Source organism: Caulobacter sp. 10L414 (genome assembly GCF_056395525.1).
The window spans coordinates 46,959-72,345 of sequence record NZ_JBFTJR010000038.1 but is presented as its reverse complement, the minus strand read 5'-3'; the positions used below and the strand labels follow the sequence as shown (position 1 = coordinate 72,345).

At 70.9% G+C, this 25,387-nt stretch carries 23 protein-coding genes and 1 tRNA gene; 15 read left to right on the top strand and 9 right to left on the bottom strand.

The genetic code is table 11. From position 1 onward, the window contains the following. The coding region (locus AC1DCG_RS15935; RefSeq protein WP_477041553.1) for a hypothetical protein at positions 1-427 on the top strand (427 nt) is incomplete at its 5' end. Positions 428-620: 193 nt separating this feature from the next. Here the strand turns inward: AC1DCG_RS15935 and AC1DCG_RS15930 are convergent. The 3 genes from AC1DCG_RS15930 to AC1DCG_RS15920 form a co-directional block, all read right to left on the bottom strand. Continuing rightward, on the bottom strand, positions 621-1,133 hold the full coding sequence (locus AC1DCG_RS15930) for a hypothetical protein (protein ID WP_477029737.1): 513 nt from the start codon (positions 1,131-1,133) through the stop codon (positions 621-623). After that, positions 1,130-1,762, bottom strand: a complete 633-nt coding sequence (locus AC1DCG_RS15925; protein WP_477029738.1) for a hypothetical protein — start codon at positions 1,760-1,762, stop codon at positions 1,130-1,132. Before AC1DCG_RS15925 ends, AC1DCG_RS15930 begins: the two co-directional genes overlap by 4 nt. A 150-nt stretch (positions 1,763-1,912) precedes the next feature. Continuing rightward, on the bottom strand, positions 1,913-3,643 hold the full coding sequence (locus AC1DCG_RS15920; RefSeq protein ID WP_477037114.1) for a LysM peptidoglycan-binding domain-containing protein: 1,731 nt from the start codon (positions 3,641-3,643) through the stop codon (positions 1,913-1,915). A gap of 156 nt (positions 3,644-3,799) precedes the next feature. Between AC1DCG_RS15920 and AC1DCG_RS15915 the strand changes: the two genes are divergently transcribed. Both AC1DCG_RS15915 and AC1DCG_RS15910 read left to right on the top strand, forming a co-directional pair. Further along, positions 3,800-4,939: a DNA/RNA non-specific endonuclease gene (locus AC1DCG_RS15915; protein ID WP_477029740.1), complete on the top strand. Its 1,140-nt coding sequence runs from the start codon at positions 3,800-3,802 to the stop codon at positions 4,937-4,939. Between the two features lie 30 nt (positions 4,940-4,969). Then, positions 4,970-5,290 carry an antitoxin YezG family protein gene (locus tag AC1DCG_RS15910; RefSeq protein ID WP_165260081.1) on the top strand — a complete coding sequence of 107 codons (321 nt, stop codon included), beginning with the start codon at positions 4,970-4,972 and terminating at the stop codon, positions 5,288-5,290. A 23-nt stretch (positions 5,291-5,313) separates the two neighbouring features. Here the strand turns inward: AC1DCG_RS15910 and AC1DCG_RS15905 are convergent, their stop codons facing one another. Both AC1DCG_RS15905 and AC1DCG_RS15900 read right to left on the bottom strand, forming a co-directional pair. Next, positions 5,314-5,565, bottom strand: a complete 252-nt coding sequence (locus tag AC1DCG_RS15905; protein ID WP_165260079.1) for a hypothetical protein — start codon at positions 5,563-5,565, stop codon at positions 5,314-5,316. Between the two features lie 77 nt (positions 5,566-5,642). Beyond that, positions 5,643-7,004 carry an MFS transporter gene (locus AC1DCG_RS15900; RefSeq protein ID WP_477029741.1) on the bottom strand — a complete coding sequence of 454 codons (1,362 nt, stop codon included), beginning with the start codon at positions 7,002-7,004 and terminating at the stop codon, positions 5,643-5,645. 72 nt (positions 7,005-7,076) lie between these two features. Here AC1DCG_RS15900 and AC1DCG_RS15895 point away from each other — a divergent pair, with 72 nt between their 5' ends. From AC1DCG_RS15895 to AC1DCG_RS15885, 3 genes are all read left to right on the top strand, one after another. Next, entirely contained in the window at positions 7,077-7,781 is a 705-nt protein-coding gene (locus AC1DCG_RS15895) for an ArsR/SmtB family transcription factor (protein WP_477029742.1), read from the top strand. A 266-nt stretch (positions 7,782-8,047) separates the two neighbouring features. Continuing rightward, positions 8,048-8,986 (top strand): Tle-like phospholipase domain-containing protein, encoded by a 939-nt coding sequence (locus AC1DCG_RS15890; protein WP_477041552.1) that lies wholly within the window; start codon positions 8,048-8,050, stop codon positions 8,984-8,986. A 5-nt stretch (positions 8,987-8,991) separates the two neighbouring features. Then, the gene (locus AC1DCG_RS15885) at positions 8,992-9,888 is read left to right on the top strand and encodes an ankyrin repeat domain-containing protein (protein ID WP_477037025.1); all 897 of its coding nucleotides are present in this window, start codon (positions 8,992-8,994) and stop codon (positions 9,886-9,888) included. A 121-nt stretch (positions 9,889-10,009) separates the two neighbouring features. On the opposite strand, the gene AC1DCG_RS15880 is transcribed toward AC1DCG_RS15885, so the two are convergent. After that, a tRNA-Ser gene (locus AC1DCG_RS15880) sits at positions 10,010-10,100 on the bottom strand. Positions 10,101-10,240: 140 nt separating this feature from the next. Between AC1DCG_RS15880 and hfsE the strand changes: the two genes are divergently transcribed. The 4 genes from hfsE to hfsH are packed head-to-tail and all read left to right on the top strand — an operon-like array spanning position 10,241 to position 14,839. Next, positions 10,241-11,689, top strand: coding sequence for a polysaccharide biosynthesis protein HfsE (hfsE, locus tag AC1DCG_RS15875; RefSeq protein ID WP_477029745.1), 1,449 nt, complete (start codon positions 10,241-10,243; stop codon positions 11,687-11,689). 2 nt (positions 11,690-11,691) lie between these two features. Then, on the top strand, positions 11,692-13,131 hold the full coding sequence (hfsF, locus tag AC1DCG_RS15870) for a polysaccharide biosynthesis protein HfsF (RefSeq protein WP_477041551.1): 1,440 nt from the start codon (positions 11,692-11,694) through the stop codon (positions 13,129-13,131). Further along, positions 13,128-14,057, top strand: coding sequence for a polysaccharide biosynthesis protein HfsG (gene hfsG, locus AC1DCG_RS15865; protein WP_477029747.1), 930 nt, complete (start codon positions 13,128-13,130; stop codon positions 14,055-14,057). The genes hfsF and hfsG overlap by 4 nt, the downstream gene beginning before the upstream one ends. Further along, the gene (gene hfsH / locus AC1DCG_RS15860; protein WP_477029748.1) at positions 14,057-14,839 is read left to right on the top strand and encodes an oligosaccharide deacetylase HfsH; all 783 of its coding nucleotides are present in this window, start codon (positions 14,057-14,059) and stop codon (positions 14,837-14,839) included. The genes hfsG and hfsH overlap by 1 nt, the downstream gene beginning before the upstream one ends. 3 nt (positions 14,840-14,842) lie before the next feature. Here the strand turns inward: hfsH and AC1DCG_RS15855 are convergent, their stop codons facing one another. The 3 genes from AC1DCG_RS15855 to AC1DCG_RS15845 all read right to left on the bottom strand — a co-directional run bounded on the left by AC1DCG_RS15855 (position 14,843) and on the right by AC1DCG_RS15845 (position 17,625). Then, on the bottom strand, positions 14,843-15,193 hold the full coding sequence (locus AC1DCG_RS15855) for a hypothetical protein (RefSeq protein WP_477029749.1): 351 nt from the start codon (positions 15,191-15,193) through the stop codon (positions 14,843-14,845). Between the two features lie 30 nt (positions 15,194-15,223). Then, positions 15,224-15,904, bottom strand: a complete 681-nt coding sequence (gene mepK, locus AC1DCG_RS15850) for a peptidoglycan L,D-endopeptidase MepK (RefSeq protein ID WP_477029750.1) — start codon at positions 15,902-15,904, stop codon at positions 15,224-15,226. A gap of 233 nt (positions 15,905-16,137) precedes the next feature. Next, a complete protein-coding gene (locus AC1DCG_RS15845; protein ID WP_477037023.1) occupies positions 16,138-17,625 on the bottom strand; it encodes a L,D-transpeptidase family protein in 1,488 nt (495 codons plus the stop codon). A 219-nt stretch (positions 17,626-17,844) separates the two neighbouring features. On the opposite strand from AC1DCG_RS15845, the gene AC1DCG_RS15840 reads away from it, so the two are divergent. From AC1DCG_RS15840 to otsA, 5 genes are all read left to right on the top strand, one after another. After that, positions 17,845-18,909, top strand: coding sequence for a glycosyltransferase family 4 protein (locus AC1DCG_RS15840; RefSeq protein WP_477041550.1), 1,065 nt, complete (start codon positions 17,845-17,847; stop codon positions 18,907-18,909). 111 nt (positions 18,910-19,020) lie between these two features. Further along, on the top strand, positions 19,021-21,174 hold the full coding sequence (locus AC1DCG_RS15835) for an amylo-alpha-1,6-glucosidase (protein WP_477041549.1): 2,154 nt from the start codon (positions 19,021-19,023) through the stop codon (positions 21,172-21,174). 31 nt (positions 21,175-21,205) lie between these two features. After that, the gene (locus tag AC1DCG_RS15830; RefSeq protein ID WP_477041548.1) at positions 21,206-23,002 is read left to right on the top strand and encodes a glycoside hydrolase family 15 protein; all 1,797 of its coding nucleotides are present in this window, start codon (positions 21,206-21,208) and stop codon (positions 23,000-23,002) included. Positions 23,003-23,134: 132 nt separating this feature from the next. Further along, positions 23,135-23,929, top strand: coding sequence for a trehalose-phosphatase (otsB, locus tag AC1DCG_RS15825; protein ID WP_477029754.1), 795 nt, complete (start codon positions 23,135-23,137; stop codon positions 23,927-23,929). After that, entirely contained in the window at positions 23,926-25,383 is a 1,458-nt protein-coding gene (gene otsA, locus AC1DCG_RS15820; protein WP_240903515.1) for an alpha,alpha-trehalose-phosphate synthase (UDP-forming), read from the top strand. Before otsB ends, otsA begins: the two co-directional genes overlap by 4 nt. Positions 25,384-25,387 lie beyond the last annotated feature (4 nt).

Below are 25,387 nucleotides of genomic sequence, written 5' to 3'. Positions count from 1 at the left end.
CGCCGGACGCCTGGACGAGGCCGTCGACCGCTTCACGCGCACCGGCGAGGTCGACGCTGCGGCCTTCGCCGCCGCCGGTCCGGCCCAGACCGCGCAAGCCCTGAAGGGCCTGCCGCCCGCCCAGCGCGGCGCCCTGGAAGGCGCGCTGCTAGCCAAGGGGCTGGGCGGCCTGCTCGACGGTATCGGCGGCGTGGTCGACGACACCGTGGGCGTGGTGGAAGACACCGCCGACACGGTGGCCGATCCGGTGGTCGAGACCCGCTCGGAACGGGTCAACGGCGACTTCCAGGCCGCGGTGCACGACGAGTGGTGGAGCCAGATGCGCGGCCAAGCCTGGATGGACGTCACCCTGGCGGTGCACAACAAGCTCGATCGCCCGGCCGCTGCGCTCGCCAACCTGACGCGCGTCGACGACGGCGGGGCCTGACAAAGGGCGTAGTGCTAGAGGGCTCCCCCGCCCCGACGCGTGTCATCCCGGCCGGAGGAACGCGCCAGCGGTCCGCAGCGCCGGGATCTCCCACGTCTGCAGTATCGGAACAGCGGGAGATCCCGGCGCTCCGCTTCGCTGCGGCCGGGATGACAATGTGGTTGGTCGGAGGTGGTGATCCTCCGCCTATCCCCTACACCGCCTTCAGCTCCGCAGTCGCGCCGTCGATGATCCGCACGAACTGCTCGACGACGTCCGAGCGCGCAGCGCCCGGGGCCGGCTCGCGCTGCAGGCCGGCGGCGACCGAGCGCAGCAGGGGCTCGACGATTGCCGATGGCGTCAGGTGCGGCTTGCCCGCGGCCTGGGCGCGCAGTTCGCGGGCGAAGTCGGCCAGCACCCGCTCGATGCGGCCGGCGTCGACCGGCGAGGTGGCCGACAGCCGGCCGGCCACCGACTGGCCGCTCTGGGCCGCCAGGATCCGCAGGTCCGCGCCCACCTGGGCCATGCTCGACTGGCCGTGCTCGGCCCAGACGAAGGCGGCGGCCTGGCCGCGATCGCCGCCACGCAGCGGATCCACCAGGGCCGCGCCGGCGACGGTGGCCATCGCCTCGATCGCCAGCCGCGCGACTCCGGCCCGGGCTGCCGTGGTCGACGGCGTCCAGGTGGAGAGGTCAGCGCCTGAGGCGCGCTCGACGGGACGGATCATGACGCGCCTGCCTCGACCTTGACGACCCGCAAGGCCGGCTTCAGCGCGCTCCAGCCGACCTGGGCGCCGATCGCCCGCTGGCTGTTGCGGCCGTCGGCCAGCTCTTCGTTCTCGCCGTCGAACTGCACGACGGCCAGGCGCTTGCCGCCGCGCTCGATCGCGAACCTGGCCCAGGGATAGCCGTCCAGAATGGTCAGCCGCGCATCCGGCAGGGCCGCCGACAGGTCGGCGACGCTATCGCCTTGCGAGATCGCCCCCGGCGCCTGGCGCACATAGCGGCCAGAGAGATCCGCGCCGACGCCGCACCCCTGGAAATCGGTGCTCACGCTGGCGGTCTCCGCGTCAAGGGTCACGTCGGCCTTTGCAGGGCGGGCCGCCAGGTCGGCGGCGCTGAGGCTGATGTTCGTTCCTTCGAAGGGCACGACCCTGGCCTCGATACGGCCGCCCTTCAGCGCCCCCTCGGCCTCGAGCTCGCAGTCGGCGGCGGTCGCCGCGCCATCGGACAGCGCGCCGCCCGACAGGCTGACGCGCCAGACATCGCCCTTGGGCGTCAGGGTCAGCAGGCCCCGGCGCTGGCCGCTCATCACATACTTGCCCGCAGGTCCCTGCGCGGTGCCGGCGGCGGCCATGGGTAGGGGGGGATCGGCCGCCGCCGGTCGCTCACAACCGGMAACGGCCAGCGCGAGGGCGATGAGGGTTGGGGGAGCAAACTTCATCGTCGGGTGATCCGGGGCGGGCCTTGCGTCTCTCTGTTCAACGCCGGCCCGCCGCGGCGGTTCTCATCGGCCCAGCATGGCCAGGGCGTCATGGCGTTCGCTGGCGAAGCGGTTGGCGACCGAGACCTGCACGGCGGCCGAGGCGCTGGTGAAATAGGCCAGCTGGCCCGCATCGTTGCGCTTGCCGCGCTCGTCGTAGATCGCGTTGATCAGGGCGCGGTCATAGGCCTGGCCGTCGGCGGGCGAGAGCCCCTGCCCTTCGACCCTGGCCATGGCCTTGACGATGGCGCCGGTCTCCGGACCGTGCTGCACCGAGGTGGACCAGACCACGTCGCGGATCGCCGCCGAGCGGGTCGACAGATCCAGGCCCGTGGCGTTGCTGACCGTGTCGAGCTGCACCTGGTAGTGGGTGCGCTGGATGTAGTCGTGCTGGGCGGCCTCGAACTTTTCCGGTTCGCGGGCGGCGATCGCCTTCCAGGTGGCGGTGAAGCTGGCCGAGCCGGGCGAGGCGCCGCCGAACTCGGCCGCCCACTGGCGGCCCTCTGCGGCCAGGAACTGCTGGGGCCGGCCGCGATTGCCCGCCAGCTGGTAGGTGCCGTAGGAGACGCCGCCGGGATCGCCCGCGCCGCTCGACACCGTGCCGGGGCCGCGCCCGCCGGTCTCGTACTGTTCGGACAGGGCGCCGATGCGCGCGTCGCTCGCTGCCGAGGTCTGCGTCGTGGTCGTCGCGCCGCCGGGCGGGCCCTGCCGATCGACGTTCACGAGCACGTAGTTGAAGGCCTTCTGGCCGCCCAGGCCGTTCCAGAACGCCTGGAAGTCGCCGGGCTTCAGCGTCTGGCAGCCTGCCGAGCCGGTGTTGGAATTGCCGCCGGCGTGGAACAGGAACGAGTTGTCGGTGCTGACGCCCTTGCCCTTGGCGTCATTGTCGTCGATGCGGCCATCGTGGTTGGTGTCGCGCTGGATGGCGTGGCTTTCGGTCGGGCGCAGCACGTTTCCGAGGCTGGAGCTCGTGCTCTTCTGGAAGGTGACCGTGCCCTCGGCGATGCGGCCCAGCTCCTTGCGGCCGTCGCCGTTGAAGTCGGAGCCATAGCGGCCGTCGTACTGGGCCGAGGGCTCGGTGTTGGCGGCGAACTCGCGGACCTCGCCGCCCTTCTGCAGGACCACGATCCGGTCGTCATAGGCGCCCTTGCCGCCGTTGGCGTTCAGGCTGGTCTCGGTGCGCAGGCCCAGGATCACCTGCTTGCCGGCGGCGAGATCGGCCTTGGCCTGGGCGTCGCCATAGGCGTTCACATAGCCCGCATAGAGCTCGTACTTCTGGCCCTGGCTCATGCCCTGGGTCGAGGGCAGCACGCCCGTGGCCTGGCCGGTGGTGGTCGGCAAGGTCGGGACCGCATCGGTCGTGGCCGGCGCCGGTCGCGCCGCCGCGCCGCCGCCCGGGATCAGCAGGTCCTGGCCAACATTGATCAGGTTGGGGTTCGACAGCCGGTTGGCCTGGGCGATCGCCTGCCACGAGACGCCGAACGCGGCGCCGATGCTGGAGAGGTTGTCGCCCGCCTCGACGGTGTAGCTGCGCGGCTCGGCCGCCGCGCCGGCCGGCAGCGCGATCTCCTGGCCAGGCCGGATGACGTTGGGATTGGTGATCTGCGGATTGGCGCGGATCAGCGCGTCCAGCGAGACGCCGTGCTGGTCGGCGATGGCCGACAGGGTGTCGCCGCTCTTGACGACATAGTCGCTTGAGCGCCCGCCGCCGGAGCCTGAGACGGATGACTGGGTGTTGAGGGACACGGCGGTCATCGGGCACTCCTGGTACGGACGCTTTCCTGGGGAAGACGCTAGTCCCCGGGCCCCGGCGGCATAACTAGGGTTATCCCTAGCTAGGGACGCTCCCAGCTATCGACGTCACCTGCCCCCAGCCATCGTCGCGCCAGTCGAGGCGCAACGGAGGCATCCATGTCCGGACTGAACGCAGCCGAGTCCATCGGGGCCTCCAGTCGCGTCGCATCCAGCGCCGCCAGCGTCTCCACCGAGGCTTCCGGCCTGCTGGCGTCCAGCCGCACCGGCGGCCAGCTGAACACCAGCGAACTGGCCGGCCAGCTTTCCGAGATCGCCAAGTCGGATCCGGCCAAGGCCCAGAGCCTGCGCGCGGAGATCGAGGCCGACCTGTCGCCCGCCGACCAGAAGCGTCTGGCCGACGACATGGACGCGGCCACGGCCGCCCAGAAGCAGGAGCTGATCCTCGACCTTGGCCAGATGGCGCTGGACGTGGCGGGCCTGTTCGACCCGACGCCGATCTCGGACGGCGTCAACGGGGTGATCTCGCTGTTCCGCGGCGACTTCCTGGGCGCGGGCTTGTCGGCCGTCAGCATGGTTCCCTACATCGGCGACGCGGCCAAGCTGGGCAAGCTCGGCAAATGGGCCGAGACGGTGAGCAAGGCCGCGGACCTCGCCAAGGTCGACAGCGCCTTCGCCGCCGCCGCCAAGCCGGCGCTGGAAAAGCTGAAGGGCGCGATCGACGCCCTGCCGCTGGACAAGCTGCCCGACAGCGCCCGCCAGACGCTGGAGACCGCCAGCCGCAAGCTGGACGAGGCCCTCTCCGCCCGGCCCCGCGTCGATCTGGAGCAAGGCGCCAAGGGCGGCTGGAACGCCAAGCTGAACGGCGAACTGGCGCCCAACACCGACTATGTGGTCAGCGGCCGCTACACCTATTCCACCGACGCCAGCGGCCGCGTCGAGCAGGTGACCGGCACGCTCGACCTGAAGCATGCCGACCGCAACGGCTACCAGCAGACCAAGGCGGGCCAGGAAGGCGGGATCAAGGACGGGGTCGACGGCGACGAAGGCGGCCACCTGATCGCGGCGATCTTCAACGGCCCCGGCGAGCAGATCAACTACCACGCCATGGACGGCACGCTGAACAAGAGCGGCTGGAAGGTGATGGAGAACGAGTGGGCCGCCGCCCTGAAGGAGGGCAAGCAGGTCGATGTCGACATCAAGGCGGTGTTCGAAGGCGACTCCAAGCGGCCCGACGCGTTCAGGGTGGAGTACGTCATCGACGGCAAGCCCTCGACCCGCACCTTCTTCAACGACTAGATTTGGCGTCCACGCCTCCCGGAGGATTCCATGGCCGACATCGACAGCCCCGAAGGCATCTACCGCCACGTCGGCCAGGCCCTGGCCGGCAGCGTGGCCGAGCCCTGGTCGGAGATCCGCCTGAACATCGACGTCATCGACGGCTCGGTGGGCCTGACGGGCGACTACACCAAGGCCGCCGGCGGCGTGGCCGACCTGGACGTGCGCAAGCTGGACTATTCGGTGTCTAAGGCGCTGCGCAACCTGCACCGCCTGACCGCATCGAGCGCCCACGAGCCGTGGTCGAAGGCGGTGTTCTCGCTGAAATCGGACGGCGCGTTCGACCTGAAGTACGACTACGCGGCGGCGTAAGGCGCCACTCTTGGCCCACTGCGTCAGTACGGCATGACCGGAGTGACGATCGTGCCGTGAACGCCGATAGCGACCGCGGCGAGACAACACACGCCCACGGGCCAACGCCGCCAGCCCTTGAAGAAGACCAGGAACGCCAGGCCAAAGCCGATCAGCAGGATCTGGTAGAGCGTCCGGTCGAGACCCAGCGACATGGACAGCGGCAGATAGAAGATCGCCAGCAGCAGAAGCAGGCCGCTGGCGATGATCTGCCCGGTAGCGCCTGCGCGTCCCATCTACCCCGCCTCCCCCTGTGTCGCCCGTTCCGAAGGACCCGGACGCCGGCTCACGATCCCTCGGAAATGGCGACGTTTCAACGCCCCCTGCGCCCCGGCGCCAGCAGCACACCGGCCGCCGCGCCCAGCATCACCGTCGCCACGATCGCCGAGGCGCGCAGGCCTGTCGCGATCCCCGCCCCGGCCAGCGCCCCGAAGATCGCCACCCCGGCCGCGCCGCCCACCTGGCGGCAGGCGTTGAGCACGCCCGAGGCCGCGCCGGCGTCGTGGCGGTCGACATTGGCCAGCAGGCCGCTGGTCAGGGCCGGAATGGCCAGCCCCATGCCGCCGGGGATCAAAGCAAAGCCCGGCAGCATGTCGAGCACGCCGCTGGCCGGTCCCAGCCGAGCCGTCAGGGCGTAGCCGCAGGCGGCGACCAGCACGCCGCCGCTGGTGACGGCCCGGGCGCCGAAGCGTCCGACCAGGGATCCGCTGGCCAGGTTGGAGACGATGAAGGTGGCCGTCAGCGGCAGGAAGGCCAGCCCCGCCTTGCCCGGCGACCAGTGCAGGGTGCGCAGCATGTAGAGACCGAGCACGAAGATCAGGCCGTAATAGGTGAAGTTCAGGGCCGAGCCGACGACCACCGCGCTCCAGGCCGGGCGGCTGCGAAAGACGGAGAGCGGCATGGCCGGATGCCGGGCGTGGCGCTCGAAGGCCACGAAGGCCAAGGCCAGGACGAGACCCGCGACCAGGGCCGCCAGCGGCGCGCCGCCCCAGCCGCGGTGGCCGCCCTCGATCAGGCCGCCGACCAGCAGGGTGACGGCGGCCACCGCCAGGGCTTGCCCCGGCAGGTCGAACGGGACCTTGGGCTTGGCCGGGGTCGCCGGGGCGACCAGCTGGGCAAGCACCGCCCCGATCGCGCAGAGCGGCAGGTTGACGAAGAACACCCAGCGCCAGCCCAGGGTCTCGACCAGCAGGCCGCCCAGCACCGGTCCGGCGGCGATCGACACCCCGCCGGCGGCGGTCCACCAGCCGACCGCGGCCGCGCGCCGGCGATCGTCGCCATGGGCGGCGTGGGCGATCAGGGCCAGGGACGGCGGGATCAGCAGCGCGCCCGCCGCGCCCTGCGCGACCCGGGCCAGGATCAGGCTCAAGGGGCCGCCGGCGAAACCGCAGGCGGCCGAGGCCAGGCCGAACAGGACCAGCCCCGCCAGGAAGGCCCGCTTGGGTCCGACCCGGTCGCCGATCGCCCCGGCCGACAGCAGCATGGCCGCCAGGGCCAGCACATAGGCATCGACCACCCACTGCAGCTGGGCGGTGGGCGCGCCAAACGCATCGCCGATCGCATCCAGGGCGACGTTGACGATGGTGACGTCCAGCTGGGTGACCAGGAAGCCGAAGCTGGCGGCGGCCGTGATCAGCGGCAGGCGGGAAGGCTTGGTGCTCATGGGCCTCGTCATGCGCCGTCCGCGCCGCCGGATGCTACACGCGTCGATGAACCATTGCGTCGACGATCGGGGTAGAGTGGCGCCATGGACGCCAATATCGCCAGCCCCGCCGCCCTGATCGGCGACCCGGTCCGCGCCGCCATGCTGCAGGCGCTGCAGGACGGCCGCGCCCAGCCGGCCGGAGCCCTGGCCTGGGCGGCGGGCGTCACGGCCCAGGCGGCCAGCAACCACCTCTCCAGGCTGGTCGAGGGCGGCCTGCTCAGCGTCGAGCGCGAGGGCCGTCATCGCTACTACCGCCTCGCCTCGGCCGAAGTGGCGCACGCCATCGAGGCGCTGTCGGCGATCGCAGCCCCGGTTCGGTCGCTGGAGATTCCGCGCTCGCCCAAGGCCCGCGCCCTGCGCGACGCCCGCTGCTGCTATGGCCACCTGGCCGGACGGCTGGGCGTGAAGGTCGCCGACGCCCTGGTGGAGCGCGGGCTGCTCACGCCGGCCGACGACAAGCGCTATGCAGTGACGGACGAGGGCCGGGCCTGGTTCGGCGAACTGGGGATCGAGGTCGCCGCCCTCGCCTCCCCGCGCGGCGTCGCCCGCCAGTGCCTCGACTGGACCGAGCGCCGGCATCACCTGGCCGGGCCGCTGGGCGTGAAGCTGCTGGCGGCGATGCGCGAGCGGGGCTGGCTGGCGCTGGAGGCCAAGGGCCGCGCCGTGCGGCTGACAGCGGACGGCGCCGAAGCGCTGCGCGACCTGCTGGACGTGAGCCTCGACGACGACGGTCGCGTGGCGGCCTGAGAGCATTCATCTCCCGTCATTCCCACCCTTGTGGCGGGAAACCCTGCTTGCGCTGGCAAGTGAGACGCCAGCGGCGTGCTCAGCACGCCGCCCCTCCAGCCTTTGCGGCTGACAGAGGGGTTCCCGCCACAAGGGCGGGAATGACGGGATTTGGTGTTAGGCGCCGCAGATCCTCCCCATCGCACTAGGGAATTCCCCAACTATCCCCTCCCTGCCGCCGCGCGCAGCATCCGGGTCCTGACGAAGACGCCGAGGGACGAAAGATCATGCGCATCGAGGGCGGATCGGGGATCAGCGCGACGAGCGAGCGCTTCGACACCAGCGCCRGCGCGCGGGTCGCCGTCGACGCCCGGGTGGCGGCCGAGTGGGACGCGCCCGCCTCGCGGCCGGCGGTCGCCGCCACGGCCCAGGCCGACGTGCGGATCTCGGCCGCGGCGGCCGGCGGCGGCAAGTCCGCGGAACTGGCCGAAGCCCGCGTGCACATGGCCCTGGCCGCCGACGTCTACAACGACACGCCCAACCCGCCGCCAGGCTGGGAGGTGGCGAGCGCCGACGATCTGGCCCGTCTGGGCCTGGACGCCACCGACCTGGAGGAGCCGGGCTCCAGCTTCCGCGCCCGGGTCTATGTCGACGCCCAGGGCGACTATGTCGTGGCCTTCCGAGGCAGCCAGAACGCCGAGGACTGGCGCAACAACTTCCAGCAGGGCCTGGGGCTGGACTCCGGCCACTACGACAAGGCGCTGGTGATCGGCGAACGCCTGCGCACCGCGGGCGAGGACGTCACCCTGACCGGCCACTCGCTGGGCGGGGGCCTAGCCTCGGCGGCGGCGGTGGCTTCGGGGCTGCCGGCCGACACCTTCAACGCCGCGGGCCTGCACGAGGACACGCTGGAGGCGGCCCGGGCCGGCGGCGCGGCGCCCCCGCAGGTCGACGCCTACTATCTGGACGGCGATCCCTTGAGCCGCGTGCAGGACGGCGGCGACCGCTGGCTGGGCGCGGGCCTGGGCGGCCTGCTGGGCGGCATTCCCGGCGCGATCCTGGGCGGCCTGCTGGCCGACGCGCCGCCGGCCTATGGCGAACGCCACGTGCTGGCGCCGGTCGGGCCCGAAGGCCAGTCGGCGGGCGACGCCTCGCTGGGCGACCTGCACGGCCAGGCCTGGCTGTCGTCCAGCCTTGACGCGGCCTACCGCGCGGCGGCCAACTGAGGCTCGTGACCCGCACAGCAGCAATCGCCGCCCTGGCGGCCTCGATGGTGATGATGACGGACGCCGCGCTCGCCTCATGTTTCGTGGGCGGAACCGCCCTGCCCGACAGCCGCGCCGCCCTGGCCGCCGCCGATCACGGCCAGGCCGGACGCGACCTGATGGCCGCCGTGCTGAAGGGCGAGGTCGGCGAGGCCCAGCGCCGCCTGCGCGCCGATCCGGCCCTGAAGGCCACGCGCGGCGGGCCCGGCGGCGACCTGCTCAGCCTGGCCATCGCCCGCTGCGACAGGCCGATGGTGAGCGCCCTGCTCGATCTGGGCGTGCCGCCCGACGGCGCCGCCGACGCCGTTCCGCTGAGCCTGGCCCTGCGCGCCACCGACCCCGCATTGGCGACGCAGCTGCTGTCGGCCGGAGCCAGCCCGCAGCGGCGCGCGGCCTACTGGCCCTTGAAGGCGGCGATCGGCCTCAACTCGCTCGGCGCAGTGCGGCTGCTCCTGCAGCATGGCGCCAGGATCAACGACCACGACGCCACCGGCGCGACGCCGCTGCGGCTGGCGGTGGAGCAGCAGAACTTCCGCATCGCCGAGCTGCTGCTGGAGAAGGGCGCCGATCCCTGGGCCGTGGGGAGCAACGGCGAGACGGTGGGAACCGTGCTGTCCGGCCCCATGCGTCCCGGCGAGCCCGAGGAGCAGGCGGCCCGCCCGCGCGTGCTCGACGGCCTGAAGGCCGCCGGCTGGCGCCTTCCGGGCGCGCCCGACGCCAGGGAGACCCGCCGCCTGGTGCTGACCGGCGCCTGGCCGCCGCCCGAAGCCCGCGCCGCCGGCTGGAAAAATCCGCCGCCGGCCGACGTCGCCGACCGGATGCGGCGCTTCTGGACCGAGAACGGCGACAAGCGTCCGCGCTGACGGAATCATCTGCGACTCGCAGGCGATGCGATTCCCTCGCCGACAGCGTCGCCGACGACGCGCAAAAACGCGCGCCGGATGGCTGCCCGACAAGGGCTAAGCATCTGATTTTAAAGGAGGATGGCGGAGACGGAGGGATTCGAACCCTCGATACCCTTTTGAGGTATGCCGCTTTAGCAAAGCGGTGCCTTCAGCCTCTCGGCCACGTCTCCTCCTGAGAGGGAGCGGTTCGATAGCCTGTTCGCTCGCGAATGACAATCGAGGCGTGAAGGAAAATCGCGTTAACGCGACGCTCAGACGGCCACGCTAGGTTGAACCCCGTTCTCCCGTGCGCAGAAGCCCAAGAGCGATCATGAGTTCCGCCCTCGCCCGCCCCGCGGACGCAAGCCATGCGTCAGCCGCCGAACGCAGCCGGCGCGGACCGTTCCGGCCGGAACGACTGACCCCGGCTCGCGCCAGGGTGCAGATCCAGAACCTCACTCGCGCCTTCCGCATCGTCGATTCGATTCTCGCCGCCGCCCTGGCCCTCTGGCTGGCCCGCGATGGAGGCCTCGTCGCCCCGCTGGTGGGCGCGGCCGTCCTGCTGGTCGTGCTGCACGGCCTGGAAGCCTACGCCTTTGCCCATCGCGAGCCCCTGATCCGCCACCTGCTGCGCGTTGGCGCGGCCATCGGGGCCTCGGCCATCGCCGTGCAGGCCGTGGCGCTGACGCCCCTGGCGCTGGGCGAGCACGTCGTCGCCGGCTGGCTGCTGGCCGCCCTGCCCGCCTTCGTCGCGCTGCACGCGACCTGGTGGGTCCTGGTCCGTCACGGCCGCCGCACCGGCAGGCTGACCCCCAACATCGTGCTGGTCGGCGCCACCACCAACGCCGAGCGGCTGATCGCCGCGGCCCTGCGCACCGGCGAGGTCAACGTGCTGGGCGTGTTCGACGACCGCGCCGCCCGCGCGCCCGAGGCCGTGCTGGGCGTGCCGGTGCTGGGCGACACCAAGGCCCTGGTCGACCACCGCATCATGCCCTTCGTCGACCGCGTGGTGATCGCCGTCGAATCCACCGCCCAGGCCCGCGTCGGCCAGCTGGTCGAGCGGCTGTCGGAACTGCCCAACCCCGTCAGCATGATCGTCGATGTCGGCGGCGACGCGGATCGCGACGCGGCCCTGTCGCATCTGGCCGACCTGTCGGGCGCCCCGACCGACGCCCGCCGGGCGATGGTCAAGCGTATGCAGGACCTGGCCGTCGCCGGCGTCGGCCTGATCCTCGCCGCCCCGGTCATGCTGGGCGTGGCCCTGGCCGTGAAGCTCGACAGCCCCGGCCCGATCTTCTTCCGCCAGCGCCGCCACGGCTTCAACAACGAGACCATCCTGATCTGGAAGTTCCGCTCGATGCGGCACGAGATGGCCGACGCCCGCGCCGCCCGCCAGATCAGCGCCGACGACGACCGCGTCACCCGCGTGGGCAAGTTCATCCGCAGGACCAGCCTCGACGAGCTGCCGCAGCTGTTCAACGTGCTGTCGGGCGAGATGTCGATCGTCGGCCCGCGCCCGCACGCCATCGGCATGATGACCGGCGACGTGGAGTCGGCCAAGCTGGTGGCCACCTACGCCCATCGCCACCGCATGAAGCCCGGCGTCACCGGCTGGGCGGCCATCAAGGGCTCGCGCGGGGCCGTCGACACGCCCGAACTGGTGCGCCAGCGCGTGGCCTACGACGTCGAGTACATCGAGCGGCAGTCGTTCTGGCTGGACCTCTACGTGATCCTGATGACCGTCCCCTGCCTGCTGGGCGACAAGACCGCCGTGCGCTGACCATGTTCTGGCGCGGCGTCCTGGGCTACCTGCCCGTCAACATCGCCCAGGGGGTCGTCGGCCTCCTGACGATCGTGCTGTTCACGCAGATCCTGTCTCCGGCCGAGTACGGGATCTATGCGCTGGCGTTCTCGGTGCTGAGCCTGACCCAGACGGCGTTCCTGACCTGGACCGAGGCGGCCATGGCCCGCTTCCTGGCCCGCGCCGACGAGGACGGCCGCCTGCCCGACCACTTCGCCACCCTCTATCGCCTGTGGATCCTGATGGCCCTGGCGATCCCGGTGCTGGCCGCCGTGGTGCTGCGCTTCTGGCCGATGGCCCCGGCGCTGAAGGCGGCGATCGCCGCCGCCTTCGCCGCCGCTGCGGTCAAGAGCCTGGCCAAGATGTCCCAGGAGCGCCGCCGCGCCGCCGGCGAGGTGTCGGGCGCGGCCCTGCTGGACGTGATCCAGACGGTCGGCGGCTTCGCCCTGGGGCTAGTGCTGGCCCTGGCGGGCCTGGGCGGCGCAGCCCCGATCCTGGGCACGGGCGCGGTCGCGCTGCTGTGCCTCGTCTTCGTGCTGCCGACGGACCTCAAGCGCCTGAAGGGCGGAAGCTTCGACAAGGCCATGGCCAAGACCTACGCCGCCTACGGCGTGCCGGTGGCCTTTTCGCTGATCCTGGCCCTGGTGCTGTCGACCACCGACCGCTTCCTGCTGGCCGCCTTCCTCGACGAGAGCGCGGTCGGCGTCTACCACGCCGGCTATTCGCTGGGCTCGCGCACGCTGGACGTGGTGTTCATCTGGCTGGGCATGGCCGGCGGTCCGGCCATGGTCGCGGCGCTGGAGCGCGGCGGCCAGCCGGCGCTGGAGGAAAGCGCCCGCGAGCAGGCCGACTTCATGGTGCTCTTGACCCTGCCCGCCGCCGTCGGCCTGGCCCTGGTCGCCCGTCCGCTGACCGAGGTGATGATCGGCCCGGCCCTGCGCGAGGGCGCGGCGGGCGTGACGCCCTGGATCGCCGCCAGCGGCTGGCTGTCGGGCGTGACCACCTATTACCTGCTCCAGGCCTTCACGCTGGGCCGGCGCACGACGATGCTGAGCGCCTGCATGGCGATCCCGGCCGGCGCCAACCTGGCGCTGAACCTGATCCTGATCCCGCGCTTCGGTCTTTCCGGCGCCTTATGGGCGACCACCGCCAGCTACGCCCTCGGCGCGATCGCCGCCGGCGTGCTGGGCCGCAAGGCCTGCGCCCTGCCGATCCCGTGGGAGACCCTGGCCAAGACGGGCCTGGCCTGCGCCCTGATGGCGGCGCTGGTGCTGGCCCTGCCGGACGTCGGCGGCCTTTTCGAACTGATCCTCAAGGCCGGCCTCGGCGCGGCGACCTTCGGCGGCGCGGCCCTGCTGCTCGACGCCGGCGGCGCCCGCGCGAGGCTGGCCGTCATCACCCGCRGGTTCCGCACCGCATGAGCGCCCCGATCACCGAAACCGTGACCGACAACGCCGCCTGGGCCGGCGCGACGCCGCGCCTGTCGGTGCTGATCCCCACCTATCGCGACGACCCGGCCGCCCTGCTGCGCGCGCTGGACGGGAAGGACGCTTCCGCCGAGATCGTGGTGCTGGACGACGGCGGCGGCGACGAGGCCCTGGCCGCGCGGATCGGCAAGATCATCGCGGGCCTGAAGCGCCCCGCCCTCTTCGTACGCCTGTCGCGCAACGCCGGCCGCGCCCAGGGCCGCAACCGCCTGGCCGCCCACGCCCGGGGCCGGCACCTGCTGTTCCTCGACAGCGACATGCTGCCTGACCCCAAGGACTTCCTGGCCCGCTGGCTGGCGGTGGCCGCCGACGACGCCCCGGTGGCCTTCGGCGGCTTCACCCTGGACCAGACCCCGATCCGTCCCGAGCACGCCCTGCATCGGGCCATGGCGCTGAAGAGCGACTGCACGCCCGCCCCGCAGCGGGCCCAGGCGCCGGAGAAGCACGTCTTCACCTCCAACCTGCTGGTGCGGCGCGACGTCTTCGAGACCATCGCCTTCGACGAGGGCTTCGCCGGCTGGGGCTGGGAGGACGTCGAATGGGCCATGCGGGCAGCCCGCGCCCACCCGATCCTGCACGTCGACAACACCGCCACGCATCTCGGTTTGGATCCCGCGCCGGTGATCGCGGCCAAGTACGAGCAGTCGGCCGCCAACTTCGCCCGCGTGGTCGCCAGCCACCGCGACGTGGTCAGCGCCTATCCCAGCTACAAGGTCGCCAAGGCCCTGAAGGCGGTTCCGCTGCGCGGGACCTGGCGGCCGTGGTTGAAGGCTGTCGCCCTGGCCGAGAGCCTGCCCACCCCGATTCGCGCCTTTTCCATGCGGCTCTATCGGGCCGCCCTCTATTCGGACGCCGTGTGATGACCGCAGTCGAGCAAACCTACGAGAAGGTCGACGCCTACGAGCCGGACCGCTCGCTGAAGGGCAAGGTGCGCCGCCGGCTGATCCGCCTGCAGCACCGCCGCCCGGCCCGGGTGAAGCTGGAGCGGCCGATGGTGTCGTTCAGCTTCGACGACGCGCCCGCCACCGCCTGCGAGGCGGGCGCGCGGGTGCTGGAGAGCCGGGGCTTTCGCGGCACCTACTACTTCGCCGCCGGCCTGACCGGGCGCGACGGCCCGATGGGCCGATACGCCACCGGCGAGGACGCCGCCCGGCTGCACGCCGCCGGCCACGAGATCGGCTGCCACACCTTCAGCCACCTCGACTGCGGCCAGGCCACGACGCAGGTCGCCCTGGCCGACGTGGCGCAGAACACCGACGCCCTGGCGGCGTGGGGCGTGGGGAACGCGGTGAGCTTCGCCTACCCGTATGGCGACGTGGCCGCGCCGGCCAAGACGGCCCTGGCCGGCCGCTTCAAGACCCTGCGGGCCCTGCACCATGGCCTGATCGCCAACGGCGCCGACCTCAACCAGGCCCCGGCCGTCGGCATCGAGGGCGAGGACGGAGAGGTCGTGGCCCTGCACTGGCTGGACCAGGCGCACCGTCGAAAGGCGTGGCTGATCCTCTACACCCACGACGTGGCCGAGCAGCCGTCGGCCTGGGGCTGTACGGTGGAGGCGCTGGAGCGGCTGGTCGACGGCGCGGTCAACGCCGGCTTCGACGTCGTGACCGTGGCCGAAGGCGCCCGACGGATCGGGCTGTAGCGCCTACTGGCGCGTCCGCGAGGTCATGCCCGCGGCGGCCGCGTCGTCGGCCATCTGCGGGTCGATTTCCGGCGCGGGCTTGGGCGTGGCGGGCGGAGCCTCGACGACCGGCGGCTTTTCGGGCTCGGGCGCGACGGCCGGCGGCGGGGCCTGGGCGGTGGGCGTGCGGGTGGTGGCGGCGCTGGCCGCATCATCGGCCGCGGTGCGGACCTCGGCGCCTTCCTCATAGCCCGAGCTTTCGAAACCGACCCCGGCGCTGACCACCAGGATCACGCCAAGGGCGGCGACCGCCCCGACGACGAAACCCAGGACGATCCATCCCAACGGATTGCCGCGACGTTCGGCCTTGGCCATCTGGAGCTCCCTAAAGGGAAGGCTCCGATCCTAGGAGCCGACCCAGCGTCGGACCGCGCCGACATCGACGTGAACGAAATTGCTGACGGGGTAGTACCCGACGCCGCCCTGCTTCAGATCGAGGGCCGCAGTCCTCAGCCGATCCAGGGAGACATCCTCCAGATAGAGATCGATCGCCTTGCCGTCCATGTGCAGGCTGCGCTTGGCGACCTCACCGCTGCGCGCGTGCAACATCGCGTTGGTCTTGGGCGAGCGATAGCCGGAGATGATCTGGAAGTGAGACTTGCTTTCCGTGCGCGCCGCCAGGCCCGCCATGATGTCGTAAAGCTTGGGATTCATCGCCGAGACGTCGCCGGAGCGATAGTCGCGCAGCACCTTGTCGAGGGCCTGGACGGCGTCGGGGACGTACTCCCCCTTCTCGAAATAGACGGCCTCGAGCTTTTCCTGGGTGTGCACGTTGTGCAGCTTCACCCAGCGCGGCTCGGCGGAAATGATGCGTTTCGGCTCGGGCGCGGGAACCGGCGCTTCGGGAAGGCCGTTCTCAGGCATGCCTTCGGCGGCATTGCCCAGGTCGCCCTGCTTCATCAGCAGGTCGGCGATGGGGTCGGCCCCAGGGCCGAACTTGGACTGTGCGAAGGCCGCCATCGGCCCGACCGCACTGGCGCCCAGCACACCCAGGCCAAGGCCTAGGAGCTTGCGTCGTTCGATCATCGATACGCTTTCCCGACTGACTGCGTCAGGCCGCCCAAGGGGCCGCCCGCGCTCACTTAGAACGCGATAAACTTTCCGGATCGGAAAGGCTTACGCACAAAAAGAGGCCTGACGAAGGCCGTCGGGTCAAGCCGGGCGGATGGACGCGCTGCCGCTGAAAGCATGAGCATTCACCGCTCCTGCCACGCTTCAAATGCTGCAAAGACAGCGGCTTGAGCGCCTGGGCGAGGCGCTCAGACGGCTTTCGATGCGGCGATACGCTGCACCAGCGTCCGATCCCAGCCGTATGGATCGTCGCGGAAATTCACCTGCCCGTCGGGGGTCACGTAGGCTGTCCAGTACAGCAGGTAGACGGCCATCGGCTTGGGCAGCTGGGCCCGCACGGTCTTGCCCGAGGCGATGGTGGCGTCGACGTTCTCGGGCGTCCATTCGGTGCTGCCGTCGAGCAGTTGCTTGGCCAGCGGGATGGGCTTTTCCAGGCGCACGCAGCCGTGGCTGGCCAGCCGGCTGTAGCTGGCGAACTTGGCCCGCGACGGGGTGTCGTGCAGGTAGACGCCGTAGGGGTTGTTGAAGTCGAACTTCACCAGGCCCAGGGCGGCCTTGTCGCCGGCCTTCTGCTGCAGGCGCGTGCCGCCGCCCTCGGTCGGGATGACGATGAAGTCGTTGCGGGCCAGATAGCCCGGATTGGCGCGCTCCTTGGGCCACAGCTCCTTGGTCGCGATGGAGCTGGGCACGTTCCAGGGCGGATTGAGCACGATCGAGTGGATCTGCGACTGCAGCATCGGCGTCTCGTCGCCCGGACGGCCGGTGACGGCGCGCATGGTCAGGGTCGGGGCGTCGTGGTGGAAGACGCTCATCACGGCGGCGGCGATGTTGACCTGGATGCGGTCGGCCGGCAGCTCCTCGGGCAGCCAGCGCCAGCGCTCCATGTTGGCGACGATCTGGTCGATGCGCAGCTGCACCGGCACGTTCAGCGCCGCCAGCGTGCCCTTGCCCAGCACGCCGTCGGGATTGAGGCCGAAGCGCTTCTGGGCGCGCATCAGGGCCTGCTGCAGGGCCTCGTCGAAGACCGGGGCCTTGTCGACGGCGATGGTCGGATCCTCGACGGCTAGGCGCGCTTCGAGCTGGGCGATGCGCGGGTCGCCCTTGTCGCCCAGCTTCAGCGGCGGGCCTTCGGGGATCACGGCCCAGCCGCCCTTGGCGGCCAGATCGCGATAGACGACGAGGCCCTTCTGCAGGGTCTGGTAGCCGGTATAGGGCGGCGACAGATCTTCCAGCCAGCCGGCCAGGCGGTCGTTCTGCACGGCCGCGGCGAAGCCGGGCGCGGGATCGTAGGCCGCCGGGCGCAGGCCCCAGTTGCCGTCGAAGTCGGCGGGCGCCAGGCGGCCGCTGTGCACGGCCTTGGCGTAGCGCATGGTCAGGGCGACCAGCTGGGTGACGCCGGCCTGGCGATCGGACGCGCTGCGCGAGTCCAGCAGGGCCAGGGCGCGGTCGGGCGCGAAGGCGCCGGGCTCGAAGCCGTGCGAGGGGGCGTCGTTCAGCGCCTTGGCCAAGAGGTCGATCTGGTCGGCGCGCAGGGCCGGCGGCGCGGGCACCGCCACGGGCGCCTGCTGCGGCGCGCGGACAGGCCGGACCTGAGCTTGAGCAAGAACGGCCGGGGCCGCCGACATCCACAGGGCCGCCCCGAGCAGGACGGTCGAAACTTTAAGGCTCTGGCTCACCGTCGACGGGTCTCGCACGCACGTTGCGCGCGGCCCCTCCGCGCGCTTCCCAAATGGCAATTCCGCGTTGGGGTCGTCAACGCGAGGATCGTGAAACTGCAACGGCCAAGGTCCCGTTTTGGTTCTTTCTCACGTTGCGGAACCTTCCGGCCACACTCGCGGTTTGCAGTTCGACGACGGCGCCTTTGCGCCACAATCGTCCTTGTCAGGACAGCCAAGATGAGAATCGCCCAGGTTCCGCCCCTGTATGAAGCCGTGCCCCCACGGCTCTACGGGGGCACCGAAAGGGTGGTCGCGCACCTGACGGACGCGCTTGTCGACCTCGGCCACGAGGTCACCCTGTTCGCCTCCGCCGAAGCCAGGACCAAGGCCGACCTGCTGGTCGTCCGCGACCAGGCCATCCGCCTGGACCCCGCCCCGCTGAAATCCGACCTCGCCGCGCACCTGGCCATGCTGGCCGAGGTTCGCCGCCGCGCCGACGCCTTCGACGTCATCCACTTCCACACCGACATGCTGCACTTCCCGCTGTTCGAGGACGTGGCGGAGAAGACCCTGACCACGCTGCACGGGCGGCTGGACCTGAAGGACCTGCCGGGCGTCTACCGGCGCTGGCCGCAGTTTCCGCTGGTGTCGATCTCCGACARCCAGCGCGCGCCCCTGCCCTTCGCCAACTGGGCCGGCACGGTGCTGCACGGCATGTGCGCCGAGATCTACGAATATCACCCAAGATCGGAGGGCTACCTCGCCTTCCTCGGCCGGATCTCGCCGGAGAAGGGTCCCGAGCGGGCGATCGCCATCGCCAAGCGCATGGGCCGCCGGCTGAAGATCGCCGCCAAGGTCGACGTCGCCGACCGCGAGTATTTCCACGCCGTCGTCGAGCCCCTGCTCGACCATCCGCTGATCGAGTTCGTCGGCGAGATCGGCGACGCCGAGAAGTCGGCCTTCCTGGGGGGCGCCGACGCCCTGCTCTTCCCCATCGCCTGGCCCGAGCCGTTCGGCCTGGTGATGATCGAGGCCATGGCCTGCGGAACGCCGGTGATCGCCTACCAGTGGGGCTCGGTGCCCGAGGTGATCGAGGAAGGCGTCACCGGCTTCATCGTCGACGACGAGGACGAGGCGGTGGCCGCGCTTCGCCGCCTGCCCGACCTGTCGCGCCAGACCGTGCGCGAACGGTTCGAACTGCGGTTCTCGGCCCACGCCATGGCCCGTCGCTATCTCGACCTCTACGCGCATCTGGACGAAGCGGCCCGCGCGCCGCGCCTGATGTTGGCCCAGACCGCGTGACCTCAAAGACGGCCGAAGCCCGCCGGGTTGACGCCGCATTGTGTTTCCAAGTTCAGCGACCGCGCCTCCCCTGGCGCGGCCGCTGATCGCGTTTAGACAAGGGGCATCGAGATGGACGACATGGCTCCGACCCCGGTGACGGCGGGCGAGCATGGCGAGACCGGCGAACCGCGCGTGCCCTATCGGCTGTTCGCCCTGAAGGACCGCGACACCTTTCTGGTGGCCGACGCCTTCGGCGACGTACTGGGCGCGGCCGACGGCCTGTTCCACGACGACACCCGCCTGCTGTCGCGCCTGCGGCTGCTGATCGGCGGTCGGCCGCCGGCCCTGCTGAGCGCCAGCGTCTCGCAGGACAACGTGTTCTTCACCTCGCACTCGACCAACCAGACCCTGCCGTCGCTGGGCGGGGCCTCGGCTCCGCACGGCGCGATCCATGTCGAGCGCAAGCGCTTCCTGTGGGCCGAGCGCCTCTACGAGCGCCTGCGGTTCGTCAACTACAGCCGCGACATGGTCATCCTGCCGGTGGCCCTGGAGTACGACGCCGACTTCCACGACATGTTCGAGGTGCGCGGCTCAAAGCGCAAAGCCAGGGGCCGGGTGCTGCCGGCCGAACTGAACGGCCGCTCGGTGCACTTCGCCTACCAGGGCCTGGACGAACTGCGCCGCGACAGCGTGATCGCCTTTTCCGAACCGYCCGGGCGCCTGACGCCGCAGCGGGCCGAGTTCATGTTCATGCTGACGCCCGAGACCCATTTCGACCTCTACCTGGAGGTCGGCCCGGTTCCGGACCACCCGCCGACCCGCGAGCGCTGGCGCGCGGCCGCCGCCAGGGCGCGGCTCGACATGCGCGGCCGTCGCCGGCGCGGGGCGCGGCTGAAATCGTCGGGCCGCCTCTTCAACGACTGGCTGGAAAAGTCGCGGGCGGACCTGGCCTTGCTGACCACCGAATTCGAGACCGGCCCCTACCCCTATGCCGGCATCCCCTGGTTCTCGACCCCGTTCGGGCGCGACGCGATCATCACCGCCTGGCAGGTGCTGTGGATCGAGCCCCGGCTGGCCAAGGGCGTGCTCGGCTACCTGGCCGAACACCAGGCCGAGGAGGTCAGCGCCTTTCGCGACAGCGCGCCCGGCAAGATCATGCACGAGACCCGCAAGGGCGAGATGACGCGCCTGGGGGAACTGCCGTTCGGCCGTTACTACGGCGGGGTCGACACCACCCCGCTGTTCGTGGCCCTGGCCTGCGCCTATGCCGAACGCACCGGCGACCTGGCCTTCATCGACACCCTGTGGGACGCCCTGCGGGGGGCGGTGGCCTGGATCGAACAGTTCGGCGACAGCGACGGCGATGGCCTGATCGACTACGCCCGCGGCGCCGACACCGGCCTTTCCAACCAGAACTGGAAGGACAGCGAGGACAGCGTCTTCCACGCCGACGGCAAGTTCCCCGACGGGCCGATCGCCGTGGTCGAGGTGCAGGGCTACGCCTTCGCCGCCTTCAGGGGCATGGCGGATCTGGCCCGCCGCCGGGGCGAGACCGCCGACGCCGAGCGCTGGGCGGCCAAGGCCGAGCACCTGCGGACCATGGTCGAGGAGCGGTTCTGGATGGAGGACAAGGGCTTCTACGCCATGGCCGTCGACGGTCACGGCAAGCCCTGCCGCGTTCGCGGTTCCAATCCGGGGCACCTGCTGTTCTGCGGCCTGCCCTCGCCCGAGCGCGCGGCCAAGGTGGCCGACACCCTGCTGTCGGCGGCGTTCAACAACGGTTTCGGCGTGCGGACCCTGGCCGAGGGCGAGCCGCGCTTCAATCCGATGAGCTATCACAACGGCTCGGTCTGGCCGCACGACACCGCCATCTGCGCCATGGGCCTGGCGCGCTACGGCCATCGCGACGGCGTGGTGCGGATGACCTCGGGCCTGTTCGAGACGGCCGCCCACTACGAGATGCGGCTGCCGGAACTGTTCTGCGGCTTTCCGCGCCAGCCGGGCGAGCCGCCGGTCGCCTATCCGGTGGCCTGCCTGCCTCAGGCCTGGGCCGCCGGCTCGGCCTTCATGATGCTGCAGGCCTGCCTGGGCATCACCGTCGACGGCTGGGCCGGCGAGATCCGCATCCAGGAGCCGCGCCTGCCGATCGGCATCGACAGCCTGTCGATCGAGAACCTGGGCGTGGGCGAGCGCCTGACCGATCTCGCCTTCGAGCACGTCGGCCGCCACGTCACCGTCCAGGGCGGACGGCGCTCGACCGTGCCGATCCTGACCCGCTGCTGATTTTCCCAAAAGCGTAACAAGAACAATGACCATGCCCCAGAACCTCGACCTGTTTCCGATCGGCAACTGCTCGGTCAGCGCCCTCATCGACCGTGACGGCCGCTTCGTGTGGGGGTGCATGCCTCGCATCGACTCCGACCCGGTGTTCAGCACCCTGCTGGGTGGGCTCGAGCCGCCGTTCGAAGGCGGCAAGGGCCTGTGGGACGTGGTGGTCGACGGGGCGGTGAAGATCGAGCAGGCTTACCTGCGCAACACCCCGATCCTGCGCACCGTGGTCACCGACGCCGACGGGGCGAGCCTGGAGATCATCGACTTTTCCCCGCGCTTCCAGCAATTCGGACGGATCTATCGCCCCACCGCCTTCATCCGCCTGGTTCGGCCGATCAACGGGGTGTGCCGCGCCACCATCCGCCTGCGCCCCACGGCCAACTGGGGCGGCCGCCTGGCCGAGCACACCAACGGCTCCAACCACATCCGCTACCTGTGCTCGGACATGACGCTGCGGCTGACGACCGACTGCCCGGTCTCGCACATCCTGGAAGAGCGCACCTTCCGCGTGGAGCGGACGCTGGCGATGTTCCTGGGCGCCGACGAAGGCTTCGACGCCGACGTCGGCGCGACCTGCGCGCGGATGCTGCAGCAGACCGAGGACTACTGGCTGAACTGGGTGCGGGGCCTGGCCGTGCCGCTGGACTGGCAGTCGGCGGTGATCCGCGCGGCCATCACACTCAAGCTCTGCATGCACGAGGAGACCGGCGCGATCGTCGYGGCCATGACCACCTCGATCCCCGAACACGCCAACAGCGGCCGCAACTGGGACTACCGCTACTGCTGGCTGCGCGACGCCTACTACGTGGTGCAGGCCCTGAACCGGCTGGGCGCGGCCGACATCCTGGAGAACTACCTCTCCTACCTGCGCAACATCGTCGACCGGGCGGCGGGCGGCCACATCCAGCCGCTGTTCGGGGTGGGCTACGAGCCGGCGCTGGTGGAACGCTTCGCCCCCGACCTGCCCGGCTATCGCGGCATGGGGCCGGTGCGGATCGGCAACCAGGCCTTCGAGCACCAGCAGCACGACGTCTACGGCCAGATCATCCTGTCCTCGACCCAGGCCTTCTTCGACGAGCGCCTGCTGCGGCCGGCGACGGTCGACGACTTCAAGGCGCTGGAGCCGGTGGGCGAGCGCGCCTTCCAGCTGCACGACCAGCCCGACGCCAGCCTCTGGGAGTTCCGCGGCCGGGCCAATGTGCACACCTATTCGTCGGTGATGTGCTGGGCCGCCTGCGACCGCCTGGGCAACGTCGCCGAGAAGCTGGGCCTTACCGACCGCGCCAAGTTCTGGAACGACCGGGCGGCCAAGGTGCGCGAGGCCATCGACACCCACGCCTGGAACGAGACCCTGGGCCGGTTCGCGGCCACCTTCGGCGGCGAGGAGCTGGACGCCAGCCTGCTGCAGCTGGTGGACCTGCGCTTCATCGCCGCCGACGACCCGCGCAACAAGGCCACCGTGGCGGCCATCGAGGCGGGCCTGCGCAAGGGCAGCTACCTGCTGCGCTACGCCCTGCCCGACGATTTCGGCACCCCGCAGACGGCCTTCAACATCTGCACCTTCTGGCTGGTGGAGGCGCTCTATCTGGAGGGCCGGGTCGAGGAAGCCCGGGCGCTGTTCCAGGAAATGCTCGACCGCCGAACCTCGGCCGGACTGCTGTCGGAGGACATCGGATTCGAGGACGGCGAGCTGTGGGGCAACTACCCGCAGACCTATTCGTTGGTAGGTCTGATCAACTGCGCGGCGCTGCTCAGCAGGCCCTGGACTTCGGTACGCTGAAGCTAGGTCAACCCCTTCGGCCTCACGTTTTGGTCAGTCAAACGTGACCCCCCGACCGCCATGTCGGGGGATCGAACCCGGCGCCGGGGCGTTCTTGGCGGCTGAGTTCCATAGTGAAAGGGGCCTAACTGCATGACCACGTACGGGTCTGCCGCTCGGCTTGCGTCGTCGGATCTTCCGCCGCCGCCCACCAGTATTCCTGCCAACTGCGCGTTGTTTCTCGACCTCGACGGAACGCTTGCGCCCATCATGCCGCGTCCGGACGACGTCGGCCCCGACGCCGCGCGCGCGGCGCTGATCGCGCGCCTGCGCGAAGCCTTCGACGACCGCGTGGCCGTGATCAGCGGCCGTTCGCTGGACGATCTTTCCCGCATCCTGGGCGACAACGGCCTGGCCTACATGGCCGGCGTGCACGGCCTGGAGCGCCGCACCCCCGAGGGCGTGTTCCGCGCCCAGCCCCACGAAGGTCTGGCCGAGGCCCGCGACGTGCTGGGCGACCTGGCCCGCTGCGACCGCGGCCTGCTGTTCGAGGACAAGCACCTCAGCGTCGGCCTGCACTATCGCAACACCCCGTCGGCCGCCGACGCGGTGATCGAGGCGGCCGAGCGCCTGTCGCGCCAGACGGGCCTCGTCCTGCAGCTGGGCGACATGGTCGCCGAACTGCGCACGCCGGGGCAGGACAAGGGCTCGTCGGTGGCCGCCCTGCTGCGCGAACCGGCCTTCCAGGGCGCGCTGCCGATCTTCATCGGCGACGACCTGACCGACGAGGACGGCTTCGAGGCCGCCCGCCGCCTGGGCGGCTATGGCGTGCTGGTCGGGCCCGAACGGCCGACCGCCGCCAGCTACCGTCTCGAGGGCCCGCAGGCCGTCCATGCCTGGCTGGACGCCGCCGCCCGATCGGTCGCCAAGAACGAGGTGACCCAATGAGCCGCCTGATCGTCGTTTCGAACCGCGTCAATCCGCCGTCCGGCAAGGGCGAGGAAAGCGTCGGGGGCCTGGCCATGGCCCTGGCCGCGGCCCTGCGCGAATATTCCGGCATCTGGTTCGGCTGGAGCGGCAAGACCACGCCCGAGTTCACCGGCCAGCTGAACATGCAGCGCGTCGAGGGCGTGACGGTGGCCACGGTCGACCTCGAGGAAGGCGACTACCAGGAGTACTACAACGGCTACGCCAACAAGACGCTGTGGCCGCTGTTCCACTATCGCGTCGACCTGACGGCCTATGACCGCTCGTTCGGCGAGGGCTACGACCGGGTCAACAAGCGCTTCGCCGAGACCCTGCGCCCGCTGATCGAGCCGGACGACATCATCTGGGTGCACGACTATCACCTGATCCCGATGGCGCGGGAGCTGCGGCGGCTGGGCGTGACCAACCGCATCGGCTTCTTCCTGCACATCCCCTGGCCGGCGCACCAGCTGGTGGTCACCCTGCCCCGCCACCGACCGCTGGTGGAGGCGCTGTTCCACTACGACGTCGTGGGCTTCCAGACCGAGGAGAGCCTGCAGGCCTTCGAGGGCTACGTGCTCAACGAGGTCGGCGGCGAGAAGACCGAGGACGGACGCCTGCGCGCCTTCGGCCAGATCACCGAGGCCGGGGCCTTCCCGATCGGCATCGACGCCGACGACTTCGCCCGCATCACCCGCAGCCCGCGGGCCATGCGGGTCTATGACCGGATGGCGGCCCACAGCGTGTTCCGCAAGATGGTCGTGGGCGTCGACCGCCTGGACTACTCCAAGGGCCTGGAAGAGCGACTGCTGGGCTTCGAGCGCTTCCTGCACGACCACGAGGACGCCCGGCGCGAGGTGATGCTGCTGCAGATCGCCCCGCTGTCGCGCGACGAGGTCGAGGCCTACCAGGACATCCGCAGCCGCCTGGACGGCCTGATCGGCCGGATCAACGGCGCCTATGCCGACATGGACTTCACGCCGATCCGCTATCTCAACCGCTCCTACCGGCGCGACGAGCTGGCCGGGGTGTATCGCGCGGCCAAGGCGGCGCTGGTCACGCCCCTGCGCGACGGCATGAACCTTGTGGCCAAGGAATATGTCGCCTCGCAGAACCCCGAGGATCCGGGCGTGCTGATCCTGTCGCGCTTCGCCGGCGCCGCGCGGCAGATGAAGGAGGCGCTGATCATCAACCCCAACAGCCCCGAGGAGATCTCGGACGCGCTGGCCCAGGCCCTGGCCATGGACGAGACCGAGCGCAAGCGCCGTTGGGAGGACCTGATGGACAACGTCACCCGCCAGGACGTCACCGCCTGGCGCGACGACTTCGTGGCCGCGCTGAAAGGCGATCCGACGGTCATGGCCGCCAACACCGAGACGCCCGACGAGCCGGCCGTGACCACGGTGAAGAAGGCGCTGGTCGGCGCCAAGAAGTAGGAGC